Source organism: Streptomyces sp. YS-3 (genome assembly GCF_045257485.1).
GTDB lineage: Bacteria > Actinomycetota > Actinomycetes > Streptomycetales > Streptomycetaceae > Streptomyces.
Genome location: NZ_JBJHPC010000974.1, coordinates 1 through 1,495, shown reverse-complemented (window position 1 = coordinate 1,495; position 1,495 = coordinate 1). Strand labels below are relative to the sequence as shown.

General features: G+C 71.3%; 1 pseudogene. It reads left to right on the top strand.

What is annotated here, in order from left to right:
• Positions 1–5: 5 nt before the first annotated feature.
• Positions 6–1,427 (top strand): annotated as a pseudogene (locus tag ACJA3G_RS36810) (alpha-amylase); the annotation flags it as partial.
• Between the last annotated feature and the right edge of the window lie 68 nt (positions 1,428–1,495).

Here is a 1,495-nt window from a genome sequence, read left to right as displayed (position 1 = left end):
CCCCCATGGACGGTCGCACCGCCGGCACCCCCCGCACCCGCCGTACGCGCAGAACCCTGGCCGCCGCCCTCGCCCTCGTCGCCGGAGCCACGGGCAGTGCCGTCCTCGGCGCCCCGCCGGCCGGGGCCGCCGCGCCGGGGCCCAAGGACGTGACCGCCGTCCTGTTCGAGTGGAACTTCGCCTCGGTGGCCAAGGCCTGCACCACCGAACTCGGCCCCGACGGCTATGGGTACGTCCAGGTCTCCCCGCCCCAGGAACGTATACAGGGCGACGCCTGGTGGACCGCCTACCAGCCCGTCAGCTACCGGATCGGCAGCCGGCTCGGCGACCGCGCCGCCTTCCGCTCCATGGTCGGCACCTGTCACGCGGCGGGCGTCAAGGTCGTCACCGACGCGGTGGTCAACCATATGACCAGCGGCTCCGGCACCGGCTCGGCGGGCTCGGCCTACAGCAAGTACGACTACCCCGGCACCTACTCCGCGGCCGACCTGGACGACTGCAAGGCCGAGATCGGCAACTACCAGGACCGGTGGAACGTCCAGCACTGCGAGCTCGTCGGTCTGGCCGACCTCGACACCGGCGAGGAGCACGTCCGCGACACCGTCGCCGGGTACCTCAACGACCTGCTCTCGCTCGGCGTCGACGGCTTCCGGATCGACGCCGCCAAGCACATCCCCGAGGACAACCTCGCCGCCATCAAGTCCCGGCTGAGCAACCCGGGCGTCTACTGGAAGCAGGAGACGATCTACGGCGCGGGCGAGGCCGTGCAGCCCACCGAGTACGTCAACACCGGTGACGTCCAGGAGTTCCGCTACTCCTGGGACCTCAAGCGGGTGTTCACCGACGAGAAACTCGCGTACCTGAAGAACTTCGGCGAGGGCTGGGGCTATCTGCCCGGGGGCAGGGCGTCGGTCTTCGTCGACAACCACGACACCGAGCGCGGCGGCCGGACACTCACCTACAACGACGGCGCCCGGTACACCCTGGCCCATGTCTTCATGCTGGCCTGGCCCTACGGCTCCCCGGACGTCCACTCCGGCTATGTGTTCAGCGACAAGGACGCCGGACCGCCCAACAGCGGCCGGGTGGACGCCTGTTACCGCGACGGATGGAAGTGCCAGCACGCCTGGCCGGAGATCCGCTCGATGGTGGCGTTCCGCAACACCGCGGGCACGGCGCCGGTCACCGACTGGTGGGACGACGGCGGCAACGCCATCGCCTTCGGACGCGGCGCCAAGGCGTTCGTGGCCATCAACCACGAGACCTCCTCGCTCACCCGCGCCTTCCAGACGTCGCTGCCGGCGGGCGGCTACTGCGATGTGCAGAGCGGCAGGACCGTCACCGTCGACGGCTCCGGGCGCTTCACCGCGACCCTGGGCCCCGACACCGCCCTCGCCCTGCACACCGGCGCACGGACGTGCGGCGGCTGACCCGAACGCCCCTGGCGCGGCCGGCCTGCCGGTCCGATGCTGCCCCCGTGCCCCACGCCCGTACC